At 71.1% G+C, this 16,786-nt stretch carries 16 protein-coding genes and 1 riboswitch; of the genes, 10 read left to right on the top strand and 6 right to left on the bottom strand.

What is annotated here, in order from left to right:
• Positions 1-28: 28 nt before the first annotated feature.
• Together JIG36_RS11105 and JIG36_RS11100 are read left to right on the top strand one after the other, a co-directional pair.
• Positions 29-1,552, top strand: a complete 1,524-nt coding sequence (locus tag JIG36_RS11105) for a DUF3131 domain-containing protein (RefSeq protein WP_203376017.1) — start codon at positions 29-31, stop codon at positions 1,550-1,552.
• Positions 1,552-3,378, top strand: coding sequence for a GH39 family glycosyl hydrolase (locus JIG36_RS11100; protein ID WP_203376016.1), 1,827 nt, complete (start codon positions 1,552-1,554; stop codon positions 3,376-3,378). Before JIG36_RS11105 ends, JIG36_RS11100 begins: the two co-directional genes overlap by 1 nt.
• Here the strand turns inward: JIG36_RS11100 and JIG36_RS11095 are convergent.
• From JIG36_RS11095 to mycP, 4 genes are all read right to left on the bottom strand, one after another.
• Positions 3,350-4,024: a phosphotransferase family protein gene (locus tag JIG36_RS11095; RefSeq protein ID WP_203376015.1), complete on the bottom strand. Its 675-nt coding sequence runs from the start codon at positions 4,022-4,024 to the stop codon at positions 3,350-3,352. The genes JIG36_RS11100 and JIG36_RS11095 overlap by 29 nt on opposite strands.
• 192 nt (positions 4,025-4,216) lie before the next feature.
• Positions 4,217-4,987, bottom strand: coding sequence for an LLM class flavin-dependent oxidoreductase (locus JIG36_RS11090; protein ID WP_203376014.1), 771 nt, complete (start codon positions 4,985-4,987; stop codon positions 4,217-4,219).
• Between the two features lie 10 nt (positions 4,988-4,997).
• Positions 4,998-6,278, bottom strand: a complete 1,281-nt coding sequence (locus tag JIG36_RS11085; protein ID WP_203376013.1) for an MFS transporter — start codon at positions 6,276-6,278, stop codon at positions 4,998-5,000.
• A 616-nt stretch (positions 6,279-6,894) separates the two neighbouring features.
• Positions 6,895-8,085, bottom strand: coding sequence for a type VII secretion-associated serine protease mycosin (gene mycP / locus JIG36_RS11080; RefSeq protein ID WP_307872667.1), 1,191 nt, complete (start codon positions 8,083-8,085; stop codon positions 6,895-6,897).
• A 125-nt stretch (positions 8,086-8,210) separates the two neighbouring features.
• A riboswitch (adenosylcobalamin (AdoCbl) riboswitch) is annotated at positions 8,211-8,361 on the top strand.
• Between the two features lie 6 nt (positions 8,362-8,367).
• On the opposite strand from mycP, the gene JIG36_RS11075 reads away from it, so the two are divergent.
• Both JIG36_RS11075 and JIG36_RS11070 read left to right on the top strand, forming a co-directional pair.
• The gene (locus JIG36_RS11075; RefSeq protein ID WP_203376011.1) at positions 8,368-8,571 is read left to right on the top strand and encodes a CbtB domain-containing protein; all 204 of its coding nucleotides are present in this window, start codon (positions 8,368-8,370) and stop codon (positions 8,569-8,571) included.
• Entirely contained in the window at positions 8,562-9,344 is a 783-nt protein-coding gene (locus JIG36_RS11070; protein WP_203376010.1) for a CbtA family protein, read from the top strand. Before JIG36_RS11075 ends, JIG36_RS11070 begins: the two co-directional genes overlap by 10 nt.
• Positions 9,345-9,403: 59 nt before the next feature.
• Here the strand turns inward: JIG36_RS11070 and JIG36_RS11065 are convergent, their stop codons facing one another.
• Together JIG36_RS11065 and JIG36_RS11060 are read right to left on the bottom strand one after the other, a co-directional pair.
• Complete coding sequence (locus JIG36_RS11065) at positions 9,404-10,114, bottom strand: hypothetical protein (RefSeq protein ID WP_203376009.1); 711 nt, start codon at positions 10,112-10,114, stop codon at positions 9,404-9,406.
• A gap of 23 nt (positions 10,115-10,137) precedes the next feature.
• Positions 10,138-11,151 (bottom strand): phosphotransferase, encoded by a 1,014-nt coding sequence (locus JIG36_RS11060; RefSeq protein WP_307872666.1) that lies wholly within the window; start codon positions 11,149-11,151, stop codon positions 10,138-10,140.
• A 53-nt stretch (positions 11,152-11,204) separates the two neighbouring features.
• Between JIG36_RS11060 and JIG36_RS11055 the strand changes: the two genes are divergently transcribed.
• From JIG36_RS11055 to JIG36_RS11030, 6 genes are all read left to right on the top strand, one after another.
• Positions 11,205-12,251, top strand: coding sequence for a DUF4037 domain-containing protein (locus JIG36_RS11055; protein WP_203376008.1), 1,047 nt, complete (start codon positions 11,205-11,207; stop codon positions 12,249-12,251).
• A 96-nt stretch (positions 12,252-12,347) separates the two neighbouring features.
• Positions 12,348-13,028 carry an ArsR/SmtB family transcription factor gene (locus JIG36_RS11050; protein WP_203376007.1) on the top strand — a complete coding sequence of 227 codons (681 nt, stop codon included), beginning with the start codon at positions 12,348-12,350 and terminating at the stop codon, positions 13,026-13,028.
• A gap of 2 nt (positions 13,029-13,030) precedes the next feature.
• Positions 13,031-13,741 (top strand): SRPBCC family protein, encoded by a 711-nt coding sequence (locus JIG36_RS11045; RefSeq protein ID WP_203376006.1) that lies wholly within the window; start codon positions 13,031-13,033, stop codon positions 13,739-13,741.
• 10 nt (positions 13,742-13,751) lie between these two features.
• Positions 13,752-14,546, top strand: a complete 795-nt coding sequence (locus tag JIG36_RS11040) for an alpha/beta fold hydrolase (RefSeq protein WP_203376005.1) — start codon at positions 13,752-13,754, stop codon at positions 14,544-14,546.
• Positions 14,547-14,647: 101 nt separating this feature from the next.
• Positions 14,648-15,403 carry a LysE family translocator gene (locus JIG36_RS11035; protein WP_203376004.1) on the top strand — a complete coding sequence of 252 codons (756 nt, stop codon included), beginning with the start codon at positions 14,648-14,650 and terminating at the stop codon, positions 15,401-15,403.
• 244 nt (positions 15,404-15,647) lie between these two features.
• Positions 15,648-16,781 carry a coiled-coil domain-containing protein gene (locus JIG36_RS11030; protein ID WP_203376003.1) on the top strand — a complete coding sequence of 378 codons (1,134 nt, stop codon included), beginning with the start codon at positions 15,648-15,650 and terminating at the stop codon, positions 16,779-16,781.
• Positions 16,782-16,786: the final 5 nt, after the last annotated feature.

Below are 16,786 nucleotides of genomic sequence, written 5' to 3'. Positions count from 1 at the left end.
CTCACCAACGACAACCCGAGGTGATCCCATGAGACGCTTACTCGCTCCCCTGCTCGCCCTGGCCCTCGTCGCAACCAGCGCCACCGTCGCCGAAGCGGCCGCGCCCGATCCGCTGCGCACATACGCGAAAGACACGTGGCGCTCCTTGACCGCCATGACGGACCCGGCGACCGGGCTGGTCGCCGACAACATCCCGGGGGATCTGTCCGCCCCCGCCGCCTACACGTCGCCGACCAACATCGGCGGGTACATGTGGTCGGCCGTCGTCGCGCGCTCGCTGGGCATCATCTCGGCGCGCGACGCCACGCAACGTGTGGAAAAGACGCTCGACACACTGGCGAAGCTCAAACACCACGACAAATCGGGCATGTACTACAACTGGTATGACCCGCACACGGGCGCGGTGCTGACCGTGCTGCCGGACGGCACCCAGGTCACGCCGTTCCTGTCCAGCGTCGACAACGGATGGCTGGCGGCCGGCCTGCAGGTTGTCCAGGGGGCGTTCCCCTCCCTGCGTACGAAGGCCGCGAAGGTTCTCGACCACATGGACTTCGGTTTCTACTTCAACCCGGCCGCCACCTCCCCGATCGGCACCCGGGGCCTGATCCGGGGCGGGTTCTGGGACACGGAACCACCGAACACCTGCACCGCTCCGGACGCCGCCAAGGCCGTCTGGTTCACCTGCAACCACTACGACATCACCGTCACCGAGCCGCGGATGGCCACCTACCTGGGCATCAGCGAGGGCCACATCCCGGCCACGGCGTACTTCGACACCATGCGCACCCTGCCCGACAACTGTGACTACTCGTGGCAGGAGATGCAGCCGCAGGGCTTCACCACCACGCATCTCGGCCGGCAGGTGTACGAGGGTTCGTACCGCTACCGCGGGATCACGTTCGTGCCGTCGTGGGGCGGCGACATGTTCGAGGCGCTCATGCCCGACCTGTTCGTGCCCGAGGCCCAGTGGGGTCCGCGCAGCTGGGGCCGCAACCACCCGGCGACCGTGGCCGCGCAGATCGAGCACGGGCTCAACGACGCCAAGTACGGCTACTGGGGGTTCTCGCCGGCGTCGAACCCGTTCGGCGGGTACGGGGTGTACGGCGTGGACGCGATGGGGATGGACACCAACGGCTACCCGTCGGACATCGAGGGCGGCAAGTACGACGCCGGGTTCGGTGACTGCCGCCCGGCCGGTCCGCCCGCCGTCTACGGCGACGGTGTCGTCACGCCGCACGCCGCCTTCCTCGCGCTGCCCTACGCGCGCGGGCCGGTCCTGGCCAACCTCGCCAAAATCAAGAGCGGTTTCGACGCGTACGGGCCGGGTGGCTTCTACGACGCAGTTGCCGTGCGCTCGAAGACGGTCGCGAAGCGGTATCTGTCGCTGGACCAGTCCATGATCATGGGGGCGATCGGGAACGAGCTCGCCGACGACGTGCTCAAGAAGGCGTTCGTGACACCGCGGTTCGAGCGGGCGGTGCGGCCCCTGCTCGCACGGGAGACGTTCAACGTGCCCGCCGGACAGAAACTGCCGCAGCTCGGAGGGCGCTGATGACGATCGAGGACCAGGCTCGCTCCAGCTGGGCGGCGCTCATGGGCGGCGGGGGCGCTCAGGACCGTACGCCCGGGGAACCGCAACAATCGCACCTGCCCGCGCCCACCGGGGTGTCGGCGGTGGCCGGGCAGGGACAGGTGACCGTCGCCTGGGATCCGGTGGCCGGGGCGATCGGGTACGCCGTGCACCGCGCCGCCTCGGCCGACGGCCCGTTCGAGGTCGTCGACCACGGCGGCGGGGATGTTCTGGCCGTGCCGCACGGGCCCTACGCCGACACCACGCCCGGGCGCGGGGGCTATTACGCCGTGGCCGCGCTGCAAACCGTCACCGCGATCGGGCCGTTGTCCGCGCCCGTTTTGTCCGCGGCGGGCGACGCGGGAGACTCGCCCGAGCACGTGTTGTCCCAGGCGGGCGACGCGGGCGACTCGCCCGAGCACGTGACGGTTGAGGTCGGCTCGGAGGCGACCCCGCTCACCCGCGTCTGGGAGGCGATGGTCGGCTCGGAACACCTGTCCCACCTGCTGTCGGCCGACGAGACCGGCGGCCGGGTGATCGGCCCCGACCTGGTCGACGCCCTGCGACGGGTGCACGACGAGCTGGGCGTGAAGACCGTGCGGGCGCACCACATCCTCGGCGACGACAACGGGGTCTACCGGGAGGTCGACGGCGAACCGGTGTACGACTTCACCCGCGTCGATCGGATCTTCGACCTCGTACGGGAGATCGGGATGACACCGGTGGTCGAGTTCGGCTACATGCCGCACGACCTGGCCCGCGACCCGTCACGCACGGTCTTCACCTATCGGGGCATCATCTCGCCGCCGAAGGACTGGGACCGCTGGGGTGATCTGATCCGGGCGTTCACGCGGCACGTGGTCGACCGCTACGGCTTGGACGAGGTGCGCGACCGGTGGTGGTTCGAGGTGTGGAACGAGCCCAACCTGTCGGTGTTCTGGTCGGGCACCCCGGCCGAGTACTGGCGGCTCTACGAGGTGGCCGCGGCCGCGGTGAAGGAGGTCGACCCGTCGCTGCGGGTGGGTGGCCCGGCCACGGCCGCGGTGGGCTGGGTCGAGGATCAGCCGGGCGGCGACTTCCTGTCCACCCACGTGTACGGGACGGTGCCGCTCGACCTGCGTCCCCTGGCCGCCGGGCGTCCGCTGTTGTGGACGGAGTGGGGTGTCACCGCCACCCACGGCAGCCGGATCAACGACGGGGTGTTCGCGGCCGCGTTCCTGCTGCGGGGGATGCGGTCGGCGGCGGGTCGCATCGATGCGCTCGCGCCGTGGGTGGCCAGCGACCACTTCGAGGAGCTGGGCCGGCCGCAGCGGCTGCTGCACGGCGGGTTCGGGCTGCTCACGGTGGGCAACCTGGCCAAGCCCAAGTTCTGGGCGCTGTCGCTGGCGGCGAAGCTCGGGCCGGACGAACTGCCGGTGTCACTGACCGGGGACGGCGCGGACAGCCTGGTCGAGGCGTGGGCGTCCCGCTACGACGACGGCGGGATGGGGTTGCTGATCTGGAACGGCACGCTCGACCACAGCCGGGCCGACGGCAACCCCGCCTTGCTCCGTACGGTCGTCGTCCGCCCCGGCCTCACATCACCGCACCTGATGCGGGTGTGGCGGGTCGACCGTACGCACGGGAACGTCGATTTTGACGGTGAGTGGCCGTCGGACGCGCAGTGGGAGACGTTGAAAGCCGCCGACCAGTTGCGCGAGTCGGAACCGGCCCGGCGGGTCGCCCCCGGCAAGGACGTGACGATCGAACTGCCCAACCCCGGGATCGTGTTCCTGGAGTTCAAGCCGCTTCGGTCCACGCCCGTGTGATCGCCAGGTGCTCCTGCCACGTACGGCGGGCGGCGGCCGGTCCGTTGCGGAACCGTTCCACGAACGCTTCGCACCGGGCCACCGCCGCCTGCTGCCGGCGCGCCCACGACGGCCTTACGCCGTAGCCCGCGAACAGCTCGTCCAGAGCGTCGACGTGCCGCGGGTGGTGCCGTCGCACGATCCACTCGCACCAGGCGATGTCCTCGATGCGGTCCCCCGGATGCGCCCACTCCCAGTCGAGCAGGCCGGTGACCCGGAACGTGTCCTGGTCGAACAGCATGTTGTTCGGCCCGTAGTCGCCGTGAACGACCACCCAGCCGGTGCCGGGCGTGGTGTCCGGGAAGACCGCGCTCACGTCCACCTGTTGCAGCCGGCGCAGCAGCTCCCCACACTTGCGCAGCACCGGGCGGGCCAACCCTTCGTCGATCAGGTCCTGCCCGTGCATGCCGTCGAGGTGCTGCAGCTGCAACGCCCCCTCCGGGACCGACAGCACCCGCGGCACCGGAAGTCCCGGCGGCAGCCTTTCCAGCACGGCCAGTTCGGTGGCCCGGCGCAGCGCCTCGTCGATACCGCCCTGATAGCGCTTGACGACGGTCGCCCCGTCCCCGCGGGTGTCGTTGGTGTACCCGTGCCGAAGTGGCCGCATCCCTTTCCCCTCGTCCGCGCGCTGTTTTTCGCGTTCCGCTTTCAGCGCCGCGTTCCGCTCTTCCGCGCGCTTGTCTTTTCCGGCCCGCTTTCCACTTCTCTTTTCGCGCGCTCTTCCGCTTCAGCTCGCCACGGGCCCCTGGCTGATCCGTTCCGCCCCGCTTTCCACTTCCCTTTCGCGCGCTGGTCTACTTCAGCGCGCCACGGGTCCCTGGCTGATCCGTTCCGCGGCGAACCCGACCCCGCCGCGCCAATAGCCGAGCGCCTCGATCCACCAGGTCAACCCCGTTTCCCCGTACGGGCTGGTCTGCTCGGCCGCAGTGGAAACCTCGGTGGCGCCTTCGAGCACCAGGTCGAACCCGGTCCCGGCCCCCTCCCCGCGCAGGAAGGACACGACGTCACCGAACTCCTCGACCGGCACGTTGCGTTCCCGCTGCTCGTGGAAGATCGGCATGGCCCCGTCGTTGCGGGCGGCCCGGCGCAGTCCGGCCCGGTTCGGCCACAGCCCGCCGCACCAGATCGGGATCCGCCGGGTCCCCCACCGTTCCCAGAGCTCCCGCATGACCCGGATACGTTCGTCGAGAGCCTTCCCCCGTACGCGCATGTCCGCGTCCAGCCCGAACTCGGTGAACTCCTCGTCGACCGACCCGATGATCGGAATGAGCGTGAGCCGCCCACCAGAGAGCTGGTCGAGAGCGGCGGCTTCCTGCGCCACGTCCTGAGCCTGCCGCCGAGGCAACACGACCGTCAGAAGAATCTGAACCCGCTCCGTGGCCGCCGCGATGGCCGAGGCCGCCACCACGGAGTTGGTCACCGGATCGGCCGGGTCGTGATAGAGCAGGTGATCCCACAGATGCACCCCGTCCCACCCGTGACGATCGGCCGAGACGCCGAGCTCGACCAGTTTCCGGACGTCCCCGAACTCCCCCACCGTGGGCAGCCCCGCCGCATACCTGAGACCCATGTCCCGCACCCTACCGCCGAGATCCACAATGCTCCCGCCCCGGCAACCCGATGCGGCCAACCAGCCACACGGCAACAACCACCAGAGCCGCACAGACCAGCAGCCCCCGCGGCGTGGAGGAAAGGTGGGCGACGGCCGCCACGGCAAACCCGCAGGCGATCTCCCCAAGATATTTGGCCTGAGCCAGCAGCGAGTGCACCGTAGCCCGCACAGCACTGACCGCAAGTTCGTTGATCCAGACGGTGGTGAAGGTCCTGGTCAGTGGCAGCGCGCCAGCCGCGAGGAGTACAGCCAGGCTGCCGCCGAACTCCTCAGGCGCGACGGCCAGCCCCACCACCCCGACCCCCGCAACCGCACCCGCGACCACAAACCCGCGGCGCAGCGTGCGGACCCCGTCAAGACGCCGTCGCACCAGCCGCAACGCGACCGCGCCGCCCAGACTCATCAGCACACCCAGGCCACCGAGCCATACCACGGGGTCGACGGCCAGCCCGACTTCAACCAGCCGGAGCGGATAGAGCCGCCCGAACGCGTTGACCACCCCGCTGACCAGAAATGTAGCCGCGAAGATCCCAACCACAACCCGGCTGCCCCGCACCAGCGCTACCCCACGCATGAGAACGGCCCATTGCATCGCGCCACCCGACCGCGTCTTCGCGCCGACCCACCGCGCCCTCGCGCGAATCGACCCCGGCCTCGCAACGACCGATCGTGTCCTTCCGCGGGCCGACGTCTGCTTCGCGCGGACCGGCCGGAACCGCCGCTCGGGAAAGCGGGCCACCACATAGAGGCCGAGCAGCAGCATCGCCGTTCCGGCCGCCGTCATCGCCGTGCCCGGCCCGGTCAGCCAGGCCAGCGCGCTGACCCCGGCCAGCCCGGCCACGGTCCCGGTGAGCTGGGCCTGTTCCGCCCGCATCAGCACCGCGGAGACCGCACCCGGCTCCCCGAGCTCGTCGCTGATCCAGGCCACGTCCGCCCCACCCGCGAAGTTCCAGGCCAGCCCCCACAACATCTGCGTGACCAGCACCGGCACAAACCCGCTGACCATCCCCGTGGCGACCATGGCCGCACCCATGAGGGCATGCGAGACAACCAGCGACCACTTCCGGCTCACCGTGTCCGCCAGCACACCGGCCGGAACCTCAAACACCAGCGCCGCCGCCGACTGCCCAACCCCGACCAGCACCAGCTCCGACGCCGTCAGATGCGCATCGACAACCAGATAGACGCTGGTAACCGCCCACCATCCCCGGTGCAGAAACGCCCGGCACCACGTCCACCGCACGAACACCGCAGCAAGGCGCCCGCTGTCCCCATTCAGCGCAAACGCCGGCGACCCCACCCGCCGGACCCTACGGACCGCTCACCACCACAAGCCAACGGTTTCCACCCATGCCGGCCGTCGAAGCCCGCCCCTAACGTCAGCCCCGAGCCGCGGTCCAGCCATCCGGCACATACCTGGCCACCGAGACGTCGCCGTTGTCCTCCTCACCGCCCTTCACTCGCGGGCAGCATCCCCGGGCGCTGTCAGCGACGTCCAGCACGGCGCCGCTGGGCCGCCCCGCGGCGGGATCCCGCTCGCACGCCGAGCGATCTCGCACTGTGACCCGGCCGTCACTCTCGACTGCCAACGCCTCGACCCCAAACACCCTGCGGCAAACCAGAGCTCTACTTCGCCCACCCGGCCCGTGCTCGGCCGCCGAGACCATCGCTCTTCACGCGCGGGCTGCATCCCGGGCGCTGTCAGCGAAGTCCCGGCTCGGCTGCCACCGAGCCTGTCCCCAGAAGATCCCGCTCGCACGCCACGCGATACCGCGCCTCGACCCGGCAGTCACCCCCGGACCGCCGACGCCTCAGCCCGAAGACCTCGCCGCAGTCTTACTCCTGCCACCGCGCGGGGGATCGGTTCACTCGGGGGCTCCAGGGGTGGCCGGGTTCCAGCGTCGGCGCCGGCCCTGCCGGACGATCACGGCGACCACGCCGAGCAGCAGCACCAGGCCCACGCCGACCGCGGCGAAGATCAGGGACATGTCGCGGGAGCGGTCACGCCGGGCCTCGAGCGCGGCCGCCGCCGGGTCGTTGAGGTTCATCGGCTCGGGGACCGTGGACGGACCGGCGGACGGGCCCAGGTTCGCGGTGAGCGCGCGGTAGGGGTTGAGCGCCCCGAAGCCGTATTCGATGTTGCGTTTGCCGCCCGGCGACGGGTCGGCCGTGGCGACCAGCCGCTGCCGCACCTCGCTCGGCGTCAGGTCGGGGAAACGCTGCTTGATCAGGGCGGCCGTGGCCGCCACGAACGGTGCCGAGAAGCTGGTGCCCTGCTGTGACGTGTGCCCGGCGACCAGGCTGGCCGCGGTCACCGGGTCGCCGATCGCGACGAGGTCGACGTAGTCGCCCCGCTGGGAGAACGACGCCCGTACGCCGTTGGCCGTGATCGCCCCCACCCCGATCACCCCGGGATATTTCGCCGGGAACGGGTCGGGGTTGCCGTCGTTGGGGCCGCCCTTGTTGCCGGCGGCGGCCACCACCACCACACCGCGCGCGATCGCCCGCGCGACGGCACGGCGTACGGCGAGGTTGTCCTCGGTCATCACGAGCGAGAGGTTGATCACGTCGGCGTCGCCCTGATCGACCGCCCAGTCGATCGCCTCGGCGAACTGGGCCGGGGTGCCGCGGTCACCGACCGCCTTGCCGTCGATCTCCTGCTGCTCGCTGATCCGCACCGGCACGATCACCGCCTCGGGGGCCAGCCCCTGGAAGCCGGTGTTGCGGACCGGGATCGCCCCGATGATGCTCGCGACCGCCGTGCCGTGGCCGTTGCAGTCCTGCCGGCCGGTGTTGTCACCGTGCAGGAAATCGGCGCCCTGGGAGACGTGTCCGCGCAGCTGGGGATGCCCGGCGTCGACCCCGGAGTCGATCACCGCGACCCGCACACCGGCGCCCGTGGCGAACGGGGCGAGCCGCTTCGGGTCGTAGATCTGGTCTTCGACCGGGACCCCCGCGACGACCGGTTTGGCCTGCGCGACCGTCTGGCAGACCACGGCCGCGCGGGCCGGCGCGGGCACCGTCAGCAGAGCGGCGACCACCGCCGCGGCTGCCACCAACCGGCGCCACACCATCACGCACCCCCGTGCTTTCCATCGTGAGTCGTCTCTGCGATTCGGATGGATGGTATCGGCCGGGTGCGACAACTCCGGTTGTGCGCCCAGGGACCTCACAGTTAGGTTGTGGGAACCATCTGCGGCCTCGTGAGGGAAACCGGTGAGAATCCGGTGCGGTCGCGCCACTGTGAACGAGGGCCCGAGGGTTCTCGTGAGTCAGGACGCTCACGGGGTTGCAGCCTGTCGAACGGGACGCGTCATCCCGCAAGGAGGTTCGCCATCATGCCCAAGGCCACCACGGTCGGCCCGCTGAGCACCCCCGCTGTCTCGCCGCGGCTGCTCTGGACGGCACTCGTCGTCGTCGCGCTCATGCTGCTCATCACCTACCTGGTCGCGTTCGACCAGGGCGCGGTCTCGCGCAGCGGCATGTACCTGCACGAGCTCATGCACGACGGCCGTCACCTGCTCGGCGTTCCGTGTCACTGAGCGAAGGTTCCCCGGCGCCCACGTACGGCGCACTGCTGCTCCGAGGTCTGATCGCGGGCCTCATCGCCGGTCTGCTGGCCGGCCTGTTCGCGTTCACCTTCGGCGAGCCCAAGGTCGACGCGGCGATCGCCATCGAGGAGGCGGCGTCCGCTCAGGCCCAGGCCGCAACGGAGCAGACCTCGGCGGCCGAGGAGGAGCCCCTGGTCTCGCGCGACGGCCAGAAGGGCGGCCTGTTCCTGGCCACCGGTCTCTACGGCATCGCCCTCGGCGGCATCCTCGCCACCGCATACACGCTGCTCCGGCGCCGTCTGCGAACCCCCAGCGACACCCGGGCGGCCCTAAGTCTGGCCGGCGCCGCCCTGCTCGGGGTGGTGCTCATCCCGTACGTGAAATATCCCCCCAACCCACCCGCAGTCGGCGACCCCGACACCATCAACCAGCGCACGATCAGCTACCTGGCGATCCTCGTGATCGGCCTGGTTGCGGTCTGGGCGGCCGTGGTGGCCAAGCGGACCCAGCCCACCGAGTGGCGCCAGGCCGCCGCCGCTGTCGTGGGTTTCCTGGTGGTCGTGGTCGTCGGTTACGCGCTGCTGCCCAACGTCAACGAGGTCCCCGAGACGTTCCCGCCGGACCTGCTCTGGTCGTTCCGCCTGGCGTCCCTGGGCACCCAGGTCGTCATGTGGACGGTGCTGGGCGTGGCGTTCGCCGCCCTGCTCTCCTCCACCCGCCGCCCGGCCTCCCAGCCGGAACGGCAACCGGTGACCACCGCCTGAACACCCTCGCGTCGTCTCCGCCGCCCAGCACTGAGCGGCGGAGACGACGGGCACGCCGGTCAAGCAGCCCGCGAGGGTGCCAGGAGTTCCGCTGCGAGGCGCCGGGAAGCCTCGGGGAGCGCGAATGCGCCGGCCGGGTTACGCGGGGCGTACTCGCCGTCGGGAACACCGGCCTCCCAGGGAATGTGTCCCCAGAACTGCACCTCGTCGGAGACCGCGGCCTCCGCCACCTTCTCGACGTCACCGGTGGCGCCGAGCGTGCGCATCGCCTGCGCGATCAGGGCAACGGCCTCGGGGGTGTCCGCGGCCTCGTCGCCGAACGCCGGGGCGAGAAGCAGCAGCGTCTGCGCGCGCCGTGTCGAGGTGGCCTGCCTTTGCGCCACCGCCTTCAGCTCCGCCCACGAGAGTCCGGGGCCGGTCTGGTGCCCGTCCAGTGCGGCGATCTCGACGGCGTCGCCACCGCCGGGCGGCAGGATCAGAAAGTCGATCCCACCGTCGTCCTCGAGGTTGCGGAACACCACGGCCAGTTCCGCGCCGTGGTCCAGATCCATCCGCAGCACCGGCCAGGACGCGAAGTCGAGCATGACCCGGATGTCGTCGCCGTCGGCTCCCCACACCTCCGTCAGCGCATTCTCGTCGTCGGGGATCAGCAGCTCCCGCCAGTACCACGCCCAGAACCCGGGCCGTTCCACTAGATCCCAGCCTTCGACGGCCAGGGACGAGACGTCGACATCGTCGGGAAACCGGTCCTGGTAGCCGGGCAGGATCATCGTGGCAGGCTACATCGCGGGCCTCACATGACGGCGTCGGCCCAGCGGGCGACCACGGCCAGCACCGGGGCGCGCCCGGCCAGCATCGCCTCGAGGCCCCGCGTGTCGTAGCCCGCCTTACGACCGCCGCCGTTCATCGCGGCCGTCACCATCCGGGGCGCCAGCCAGAAATACTTGGCCGCCCCGCACGTCATCACCGCCTGCCGGACCGTGTCGTCGTCCACCGCGCCGTCCAAACCACGCCGGTACTGCTCCGCCACCGCGTCGAGCACGTCATCCAGCAGGTCGATGCTGATCAGACCGTCGAAGAACGTGTCGAGCGCCAGGTTCGCCGCGTCCTCGCCGATCGCCCCCGGCCCGCAGTAGGCCCAGTCGATCAACACCGGGCCCCGCGGTGCCAGGACCAGGTTCATCGGCCACACGTCGTGGTGGCACAGCGTGCGGGGAAGGCGGTCGGCCGACGCCAGGATCTCGGCCCGGCCCTCCCACAAGCGCCGCAAGCCCGTACGCAGCTGCGGCGTCCACGCCTGCGCCAGCACCGGATGATCCCAGTCGAGGTCGGCGTCGAACGCGTTCGCCATCGTGTAGTCGCGCAACCAGTCCCGTGCCAGCCACGGCTGCGCCGGCGGCCGTCCGAGCCAGTGCGCGTGCGCACCACCCAACCGGAACGCCACATCACCCAGCTCGGCCACACCGGCGGTCGTGCCGGCCGCGCCGCTCACGTCCTCCAGCCACATCGCCACCGAACCGTCGGCGCACTCCACCTCCTCGAACATCTCGGGCCCGGGCAGGCCGGGCAGACCCGTCGCGGCGAGCCCGGACGCGTACGCCTCGGGCTCGCGCCGCCAGTAGTTGAAGTGTCCCGGGTCGGCGCTGGCCGCCAGGTGGGCGGCCGCGCCCTCTCTCCTCGGCGTCGCGATCTTGAGGATCGCGGTGCCGCCGTCACGATAGACCCTCCAGACCCCTCCGGTGACCTCGTTCGCCTGGCTGTGGACAAGTTCTTCGGCGGTCCATTCCGGACGGAGCAGGTTTTCCACAGGCCGACAATATCGGCGGAAAACTGTCGGGGCGGCCCGCTAGCTTGCTCGGCATGACCGCGTTCCTGCCCGGAGTCGAACTGTCCCGCCTCTTCTACGCCGAGGCCGTCCGCCCCCTGCTCGGCGACCTCCCCCACGCCGCCGCCCGCATCGGCCCCGGCTCCGACGTGCTCGGTTTCGACACGGCCAGATCCACCGACCACGACTGGGGTCCACGCCTCGAGCTGTTCGTCGACGACGACACCGGCGAGCTGGGCCCGATGCTGTCCGAGTCGCTGCCCAAACGGTTCCGCGGCTGGTCCACACACTTCGAGCCGCCGGGCGCGCGGGTGCGTTCGATGGCCGACACCGACGGCCCCGTCGACCACTACGTGACAATCACCTCGTTCCCCGCCTGGTGCCGCCACACGCTCGGCTTCGACTCTTCCGGCCACCTCACCGATCTCGACTGGCTGGGCACGCCGTGGCAACGCTTCGCCGAGCTCACGGGCGGGGCCGTCTTCCACGACCCCGATCAAGAGCTTTCCCGCGTACGGGCGAAGGTGCGCTGGTATCCCCCCGACCTCTGGCGTCACGTGCTGGCGAGCCAGTGGCAGCGCATCGGTGAGGAAGAGGCGTTCCCGGCCCGGGCCGCCGAGTTCGGCGACACCCGCGGCGCCCAGGTGCTCACGGCCCGGTTGTGCCGCGAGATCGCGCGGCTGTTCCTGCTCCTGTCGCACCGCTGGCCGCCGTACTCGAAATGGCTCATGGCCGCCCTGCCGCCCGAGCCGATCGTGTGGCATCTGACCAGCGCACTGCGCACCGACGACCCCGCCGGCCGGGAAGACGCGTTGTGCACAGCGCTGGAGTTGCTCGCCGAACGGCAGAACGAGGTCGGTCTGGCCGAAGAGCTGCCACCGACACGCCGCGAGTTCTTCGACCGTGGCTACGGCGTGATCGGCGCCGGCCGGTTCGCCGAGGCGCTGCGTGAGGCCATCACCGATCCGTTGCTGCGCGCTCGCCCGCTGACCGGCTCGATCGACCAGGTCAGCGACAACACAGCGATCCTCACCAGCCCGGCCCGTTCCCGGGCCGTCATCACAGCGGCAGGCATGTCGTGACCGTCTTCCCCGTCGTCAAACCTTCCGCCGCAACCGCGATGACCGACCATGATTCTGCTCTAGACAACTTTTGTTTTCGGTGGGAGAGTTCGTCGCATGGAGGAAGTCGCCGTCATCGAAGACCCGGCCGCGGCCGAGGTCTCCCTCGATCCGATCCGCAGCCGGCTGCTCGCCGAACTCGCCGAACCGGGCTCGGCCACCATGCTCGCGCTCAAGGTCGGCCTGCCCCGGCAGAAGGTCAACTACCACCTGCGCGCCCTCGAGCAGCACGGCCTGGTCGAGCTGGTCGAGGAGAGGCGCAAGGGCAACGTCACCGAACGCATGATGCGGGCCACCGCCGCCTCGTACGTCATCTCCCCGAACGCGATGGCCGCGGTGGCCCCCGACCCCGACCGCGCCCCCGACCGGCTCTCCGCCCGCTGGCTGCTGGCCCTCGCCGCCCGCCTGATCCGCGAGGTCGGCAGTCTGATCACCGGAGGCAGCCGGGCCGGGCAGCGGGTGGCCACGTTCGCCCTCGACGGCGAGGTCCGCTTCGCCACCCCGGCCGACCGGGCCGCCTTCGCCGAAGAGCTGACCAGCGCCGTCACCGGCCTGCTGGCCCGCTACCACAGCGAATCAGGCCGCAAACACCGCCTCGTCGTGGCCGTCCACCCCGCGCTCGACTCCGCCGCCACCGCCCCTGGTGGCAACGGCCCGGCCCCCGCCGCCGGCGCCACCCCGCCGGGCAGCGGCCCGGCCTCCGGCGCGTCACCCCTTCCCCCCTCCGAGGAGAAGTAGGCATGGGCAAGGAATACGAGGTGGGGATCGAGACCACCGTCCCGGCCGACCCCGAACAGGTCTGGGAAGCCATCACCACCAGCGCCGGGGTCTCGTCCTGGTACATCGGACGCACCCAGGTCGACGGCTCGATGGTGCGCACCGCGTTCGGCGAGATCGAGTTCCCGCCCTCGACGGTCACCGCCGCCGAACCACCCGGTCACTTCGCCTACCGCACCGAGACCGCGCCCGACGGCCGTTTCCAGGCGTTCGAGTTCCTGGTCGAGGGCCGCGACCGCTCGGCCACCGTGCTCCGGGTCGCCACCAGCGGCTTCCTGCCCGGCGACGACTGGGCCGACGAATACGAGGCGATGAGCCACGGCCTCGAGCTGTTCTACGCCACCCTGATCGAATACCTCGGCCACTTCGCGGGCCGCAGCGGCAGTTCGGTCACCGCGTTCGGGCCACCGATCGGCGACTGGTCCGCCGCGTGGGAGAAGCTGACCAGCGCGCTTGGCCTCAGCGCCTCCCCCAAACCGGGCGACACCACCGGCGACGGCGGCGAGGTCTTCCACGTCAGCCCGCACACCCTGGCCTTCCATACGGAAGAAGGGCTGTTCCGCTACATCCGCGGCTTTCACGGCGCCATGGTCGCCGCCCACGTGATCTTCCCGCCCGCCGAGGCCGGCACCGCCCGGTGGGAAGCCTTCCTCAACTCCCTCTACGCCCGCTGAGGAGCACCCGATGCCCACCGTGACCTCCGCCGACGGCACCACCATCGCCTACGAGACCACCGGCCGCGGACCGGCCCTCATTCTGGTCGACGGCAGCCTGTGCCACCGCGACTTCGGGCCGGCCCGGGCCCTCGCCGAGCAACTCGCCGACCGGTTCACCGTCCACATCTACGACCGGCGCGGCCGCGGCGCCAGCGGCGACACCCAGCCCTGGTCACCCGAACGCGAGATCGACGACCTGGCCGCCCTGCTCGACGCCGCCGGCGGCGAGGCCTACCTGTTCGGCGCCTCCTCGGGCGCGGTGCTGGCCGCCGACGCCGCCAACCGCCTGCCCGGATTCACCAGGGTCGTGCTCTACGAGCCGCCGTTCATCGTCGACGACACCCGGCCCGCCCGCCCGGCCACCTTCCGCCCCGGCATCGAGGCCATGATCGCCCGCGGCGACGATTCCGGAGCCCTCAAGACCTTCTTCCGCGACGTCGGCGTCCCCGGCCCGGTTGTCGCCATCATGAAACTCACCCCGAACTGGAAGAAGCTCAAAGGCCTGGCCCACACCCTCCCCTACGACCTGACCATCCTGGGCGACACCAGCCGCGGCGAGCCGCTGGACAGTTCCCGCTGGTCGGCGGTCACCGCACCCACCCTGGTGCTCGACGGGGGTAAATCCCCGCAATACATGCGCAACGCCGCCCGGGCTTTGAGCGAGGCGCTACCGAAGGGCGAATACCGCACCCTGCCCGGCCAGACCCACATCATCAAGGCCAAGGCGCTGGCCCCCGCCGTAAAGGAGTACCTGACAACCTGACCAACGCGCAGCACCGGCCGCCGGGCCACCGAGACGGCCCGTCCCATCGCGCGGGAAAGCGACCAGCAGCGGTAAGGCCCACCCAAAGCTAGGTTGCGGCCATGACATCCTTCGCCGCGCTGTGGTCCTTCGTCCTGGTCGTCGGGCTGCTGACCCTGACCCCCGGCCTCGACACGGCCCTGATCCTGCGTACGGCCACCGTCCATTCGACGCGCAGCGCGTGGGGCGTTGTGCTCGGCATCCAGACCGGCACCCTGGCCTGGGGCGTCCTGGCCTCCGCCGGCATCACGGCGCTGCTCACGGCTTCCCACATCGCCTACGAGGCAGTCCGGTGGGCCGGCGCGGGCTACCTGGTCTGGATGGGTGCCCGCATGCTCTGGTCGACCCGCCGCCGAGCCGCCGCGCCGACCGCACCGGCCGAGCGCCCAGAAACCCACCCGCGAGCCGCCACGCCAACCGCTCCGGCCGAGCGGCCAGAAACCCACCCGCGAGCCGCCGCCGACAACGCCAGTTTTGATGCCGCCGACAATGCCGGCCTTGACGCCGCCGACAGCGCCGGCTTCGGGGCCGGCTGGCGGCGAGGGCTGTTCACCAACCTGCTCAACCCGAAGATGGGCGCGTTCTACGTGGCGCTGCTCCCCCAGTTCATCCCCACCGGCGCGAACCCTCTCCTCGCCGGCGTGCTGCTGGCCGGCGTACACGTCGCCCTGGGTCTCGCCTGGTCCACCGTCCTCGTTGCCGCCGCCCGTCGCCTGCGCACCGTGCTGCGACGCCCACGAGCCCGCCGTGTCCTCGACCGCATCACCGGCCTCGTGATCGTCGGCTTCGGCGTCCGGCTCGCCACCGAGGCCCACTGACCCGTCGCCCTCACCCATCGGCCCTGGAAGCACGGCCGAAAGCGAAACCAAATCAGGGATGGCCGTTGATTCCTTTTGGTTCCGCCTTTGCGGTCCGAGCGAGCTGGCGCACATCCGCTAGAGCATCCTAGGATGATTGGTGTCGGCCGAGCGAACATGGGCGGACCGGCGGCGGGATGACTGACTGCGGGAAGTCGTGTCGTGGCGCGGTTCCGGGTGCGGGCGCGCCTAGGGTGACCTTGCGATGAACGAGAACGACGACACTACGACCGAGACCCGGCCCTGCGCTCACTGTGGACGGCCGGTCCCCCAGCGGGCCTCCGCGGGGCGGCCCTTCCGCTACTGCCGGGACAACGACGGCGAGTGCCAGCGGGCCTCGCGCAACGTCCGGATGCGGCACCGGTCCTCGCCGGGGCTTGCGGGGCAGGTCGCCCGCACCTGGGAGATCGTGGACCGCCTCGACCAGCTGGCCGGGTCGCTCACCGAAGCCCTGCACTCCGAGCTGTCGCCGGCTGGTGTGGAGCGGCAGGTGGCCGAGATCCGGGCCGAGACGTCGGGGCAGATCGCCGCTGCGCACACCGAGCGTGATGACGCCCGTCGTGACGCGGAGCGGTCGGCGGCGGAGACCGCTACTGCGCAGCAGCTCGCATCGGCGGCTACCGCCGAGCGGGACGAGGCCCGGCACGACGCTGAGGAGTCGGACCGGCTCGCCCGAGCCGCGGCCGCTCAGGCCGACGAGGCGCAGCAGGCCCGCGAAGAGGCGCAGCGTGCGGCGACCGCGGCGGTGGCGCTCAAGGAACGCGCGGAGGCCGACCGGGACGCCGCACGCGACGAGCTGGCCACGGCCCGGGCGGAGATTCTCGACGTACGCCGGGATCGGGAAGCCACCGAACGCGAACTGGCGTCGGCCCTGCGTGACGCGGAGACCGTCGCCGCCCGCAACGAGGAGCTGCGCCGCGAGCGGGACTCGGCACGCGAGGAGACCAAGCAGACCGAGGCGGCCCTGGCCACGGCCCGGCGCGAGTCGGCCGAGCAGCGGGCCGAGGCGGACAAGACCCTCCAGGGTGTACGGCGTGAGGCCGCCGGAGCCCAAGAGGCCGCCGACGCCGAGATCGCCCGCACGAGGGCCGCTCTGCAGGAGGCGTTGTCCGAACGGGACGCGTTGCTGCGTACGCGAGAAGAGTTGGAACGCGCCGCCCGCGACCGGGCCGACCTGGAGCGCCGCCTGGCCACCGCACAAGCCGACGCCGAGGCCGCCCAGACCCGCGCCGCCCAGCTGTCCACCCAGGTCAGCGACCTCGCGTCGGCGCTGGCCAGCCTAGGCAGCACCCGCCCACCGACCCAGCCGAAACCGGCCGAAGCCACCACCCGCACCTGAGCCCG

Source organism: Paractinoplanes ovalisporus (assembly GCF_016834655.1).
Taxonomy (GTDB): Bacteria; Actinomycetota; Actinomycetes; order Mycobacteriales; family Micromonosporaceae; genus Actinoplanes; species Actinoplanes ovalisporus.
This window is presented reverse-complemented; position numbering and strand designations above follow the sequence as displayed.

Excerpts from the sequence above, each read along its gene's own strand:
- JIG36_RS11105 (WP_203376017.1), top strand. The coding sequence starts at position 29 with ATGAGACGCTTACTCGCTCCCCTGCTCGCCCTGGCCCTCGTCGCAACC.
- JIG36_RS11100 (WP_203376016.1), top strand. The coding sequence starts at position 1,552 with ATGACGATCGAGGACCAGGCTCGCTCCAGCTGGGCGGCGCTCATGGGC.
- JIG36_RS11095 (WP_203376015.1), bottom strand. The coding sequence starts at position 4,024 with ATGCGGCCACTTCGGCACGGGTACACCAACGACACCCGCGGGGACGGG.
- JIG36_RS11090 (WP_203376014.1), bottom strand. The coding sequence starts at position 4,987 with ATGGGTCTCAGGTATGCGGCGGGGCTGCCCACGGTGGGGGAGTTCGGG.
- JIG36_RS11075 (WP_203376011.1), top strand. The coding sequence starts at position 8,368 with ATGCCCAAGGCCACCACGGTCGGCCCGCTGAGCACCCCCGCTGTCTCG.
- JIG36_RS11065 (WP_203376009.1), bottom strand. The coding sequence starts at position 10,114 with ATGATCCTGCCCGGCTACCAGGACCGGTTTCCCGACGATGTCGACGTC.
- JIG36_RS11055 (WP_203376008.1), top strand. The coding sequence starts at position 11,205 with ATGACCGCGTTCCTGCCCGGAGTCGAACTGTCCCGCCTCTTCTACGCC.
- JIG36_RS11050 (WP_203376007.1), top strand. The coding sequence starts at position 12,348 with ATGGAGGAAGTCGCCGTCATCGAAGACCCGGCCGCGGCCGAGGTCTCC.
- JIG36_RS11045 (WP_203376006.1), top strand. The coding sequence starts at position 13,031 with ATGGGCAAGGAATACGAGGTGGGGATCGAGACCACCGTCCCGGCCGAC.
- JIG36_RS11040 (WP_203376005.1), top strand. The coding sequence starts at position 13,752 with ATGCCCACCGTGACCTCCGCCGACGGCACCACCATCGCCTACGAGACC.
- JIG36_RS11035 (WP_203376004.1), top strand. The coding sequence starts at position 14,648 with ATGACATCCTTCGCCGCGCTGTGGTCCTTCGTCCTGGTCGTCGGGCTG.
- JIG36_RS11030 (WP_203376003.1), top strand. The coding sequence starts at position 15,648 with ATGAACGAGAACGACGACACTACGACCGAGACCCGGCCCTGCGCTCAC.